The 3,362-nt window shown below is 69.8% G+C and carries 4 protein-coding genes; 3 read left to right on the top strand and 1 reads right to left on the bottom strand.

Annotation, left to right across the window (positions count from 1 at the left end; genetic code table 11):
• A partial coding sequence (locus VMJ70_13215; protein ID HTO92086.1) for a hypothetical protein occupies window positions 1–355 on the top strand: 355 nt, incomplete at its 5' end.
• Entirely contained in the window at window positions 352–1,209 is an 858-nt protein-coding gene (locus VMJ70_13210; protein ID HTO92085.1) for a purine-nucleoside phosphorylase, read from the top strand. The genes VMJ70_13215 and VMJ70_13210, both read left to right, overlap by 4 nt.
• A 980-nt stretch (window positions 1,210–2,189) precedes the next feature.
• Here the strand turns inward: VMJ70_13210 and VMJ70_13205 are convergent.
• Entirely contained in the window at window positions 2,190–2,459 is a 270-nt protein-coding gene (locus VMJ70_13205) for a hypothetical protein (protein ID HTO92084.1), read from the bottom strand.
• A 228-nt stretch (window positions 2,460–2,687) separates the two neighbouring features.
• Here VMJ70_13205 and VMJ70_13200 point away from each other — a divergent pair, with 228 nt between their 5' ends.
• A complete protein-coding gene (locus VMJ70_13200) occupies window positions 2,688–3,191 on the top strand; it encodes a helix-hairpin-helix domain-containing protein (protein HTO92083.1) in 504 nt (167 codons plus the stop codon).
• Window positions 3,192–3,362 lie beyond the last annotated feature (171 nt).

Genomic DNA, 3,362 nt, shown 5'->3' with positions numbered 1-3,362 from the left:
GCCGCTCTATCGCACCGCGGGCGTGCTGATCTCGGGCGCGTTCGCGGCGCTCGGCGGCGCGTGGCTCGCGAGCGAGCAGCACAGCTTCACCGACGGGCTCACCAGCGGGCGGGGCTACATCGCGCTGGCGGCGATGATCGTCGGGCGCTGGTCGCCGGCCGGCGCCGCGGCCGCGTGTCTGCTGTTCGGCGCCGCCGAAGCGCTGCAGATCACGCTGCAGGGCTCGCAGTTCCCCGGCGAGATCTTGCAGATGCTCCCTTACCTCGTCACCATGCTGGCGCTGATCGGCTTCATCGGCCGCGCCACGCCACCGCGCGCCGTCGGCGTTCCCTACGATCCGGAGCAGCACGGATGAGCGTCACCCCTTCGCTGCCCACGCAGGATCTCTCGGGGCGGGTTGCCGCGGCGGTCGCCGCGATTCGCGCGAAAAGCGCGCTCTCGCCGCGCGTCGCGCTGACGCTCGGCTCGGGGCTCGGCGGCGCAGTGAGGTCCATCGAGCGGGCCGAGGCGTTTCCGACCGCCGAACTTCCCCACTGGCCACGCTCGACGGTGGCGGGTCACGCCGGGCGGCTCGTGCTCGGCCTGTGGCGCGGCGTGCCGGTGGTGGCGCTGGCCGGCCGCAGCCATCGATACGAGGGTTACACCCTCGATCGTGTCACCTTTGGCGTGCGCGTGATGCACGCGCTTGGGGCCCGCTCGATGGTGTTCACCAACGCGGTCGGCGCGATCCATCCGGAACTGGGTCCTGCCGATCTCATGCTGGCGGTGGATCACATCAACTTCATCGGGAAACGCGGGCTGTTCACGCCCGACGAGCTGCGCGAGCGACGAGCCGGCCGGCGTGTCGCCACGCCCTATTCGCCCCGGCTGCGCGCGGGCCTGCTCGCGGCCGCGGCCCGCGCCGAAGTGAAGCTCCACCTCGGCACGCTGATGGGCGGGCATGGGCCGAGCTACGAGACCGCGTCCGAGGTGCGCATGGCCTCGGCGTTGGGAGCCGACGTGGCGTGCATGAGCACGGTGCACGAAGTGACGCTGGCGGCCGAGCTGGGTGCCGAAGCCGCCAGCATCTCGTGCGTCACCAATCGCGCGACGGGACTGGCCGAGGGACCTCTGTCGCACAGCGAGGTCACGGAGGTCGCCGACCGTGCGGCCACCTCGCTCACCCGGCTGATCGAGGCCTTCCTGGACGGCGAAGCCCAGCGGGGCTGACGCGCGGGCACGCCGCCACGGCGCTGGGCACGCGCCGGTCGGAATTGACTGGCGCTTGAAGAATACGGTTTCGACCGCTCTGGAAGCTGGCGAAACGCGCTTTCCTCCAACCTCCCCGTCGCTTGGGCATTGTCCCGCGCCCAATATTCCATTGACACTGGTGGCCACTGACCGGGGAGGGAGGCACCCACCGTGACCCGAAAGCTACCCCAGAGTCCCGCCTTCGCGAGCGCCATGCTCCTGCTTGCGCTCGCGGTCGCGACCGCCCCCCAGGCCCGCGCCTGCAAGAACGAGAAGACCTCCTCATCGCCCTGCTCGACTCCGTCGTCGTCCGAGGTGGACGTGGCGGCGATGGCCGCTTCTACGGGAGCGGTTTCCATCCCCGACTTCGGCACCGAGTGCACGACGCGCAGCCCGGCGGTGCCGTTTGCCTCGTACTACTCGACCTCCTGCCCCGCCGCGAAGCGGACGCCCTCGCGCAGCGCTTCCCGGGGCTCCGGAGGCCCGGCCGCGACCCGTGTGGCTCACGAGACACCGGCGCATGCCGAACAGCGTCCGGCCCCGGCCAAGACCGAAGCGAAACGGACCTCTCCGGATCCGCCGGCCAGCCGAGCCTCGGCGCCGCGAGGGCCGGATGGCGGCGGAGGGTTCGTGGTCTCCCGGCCCCACCGAATGCCGAGTCCCGAAATCTTCTAGGGATCACTGCCGGCGTCTTTACGGCTTCCTGATACCGGGTGGGGCGACCTGTGAAAGACAGGCAAATTCCACGCGGAGGGTCGGGGGCGCCGAATTTCCCTATTGCGCTTCGAGCGAAAATCGCATCCCATCGAGGCGGCTGAACCCACTCGGAGGCCGTACCGTTCGATGAAATTCGGTCTGCGTGCATCGCTTGCCCTCGGCGCCCTGCTGATTGCGAGTTCGGCTTCGGCCGCCTCGTCACCGTTCGCGCGCGCTCGGGCGACCTGCATCCGCGACGTGACCTACGAGACGCCGCGCCACGGCACGCTGCCGGCGCCGCCTCCCGCTCGCCACAGCCGCCCGCATGCCACCCCGGTGCCCCGCATGGTTGCGCGCTCGCGTCCGTCGTCTTCCCGCTCGCGAGTCATGTTCCACTCTGCCGAGCTCCCGGCCGCGGTGAATCTCGCACCCGCGTCGCTGACCTCGGCCGCCTCGATCGTGACGCTGTCGAATTCGCAACGACTCGGTGTCTGGCGTTCCGCGGGCCGCGGTCCGCCACGCGCCAGCCCCACTTCGACCTCCGACGAAATTGGCCGCTCCCGCAATTGCCGGTGGGAAGCCGCGTGTACCTCTTCCGCACTCACTGAGCGCCGTATCCGGCCCGCCGCCTTCAGTTCTCTCGCGGGCCCCAACCTCCCTTCGATTCCAACACTCCCCGAGCCGTGGCAGGACGCCCGCTCTTACGCCGCCCGTTCCGAGGGCATGGCGGCGTGGACCATTCCGCCCTCAGGAGGTACCCCATGAAGCGTTTCCTTTCCACCCTGACCGCGGGTGCGGTGGTGCTGGTGTTCGGCGCGACCCTGGTGTTCGCCGGCACGCCCCAGACGCAGACCGGCTCGGCGCCAGCTTCGACGACGCCGGCCAAGTCCAGCACTTCGTCTCACTCGAGCAAGTCCACGACCGCGACCAGTTCGACGAGCACCACCAGCTCGTCGACCACTGCCGCCAAGTCTTCCAGCGCCACCGGCTCGACCGCGAGCAAGTCGAGCAGCACCGCCGCCCCGGCGACGCTCGTCGACCTCAACAGCGCGAGCAAGGAAGAGCTCATGAAGCTGCCCGGCATCGGCGACAAGATCTCGGACAAGATCATCGCCGGGCGTCCCTGGGCGAACAAATCGCAATTGGTTTCGAAGGGCGTCGTGAATCAGGCGACGTACAACAAGATTTCGAAGCTCGTGATCGCCAAGCAGGCGCCGGCGGCAGACAAGGGGGCGGCAACCAAGCCGGCCACCACCGGCAAGTAGCTGCGGCAGGTCGAGGCGATCGGCCTCGACGGCACAACCGATGTACCCGGCGGGCTCCGGACCCGGCGGTTCGATGCGCGATTTGGCGGGTGGTAGGGGTACTCCCCGACCGGTCGGCAAGTTCGAATGCGTCGGGCTCCGGTCCCGCAGGGAATCGAGCGGCGCGGGCTC

Origin of the sequence: Candidatus Sulfotelmatobacter sp. (genome assembly GCA_035498555.1) — a bacterium.
Lineage (GTDB): Bacteria > Eisenbacteria > RBG-16-71-46 > RBG-16-71-46 > RBG-16-71-46 > DATKAB01.
Note: the sequence above shows the minus strand (reverse complement) of the source record. Positions and strands in the feature narration are given on the sequence as shown.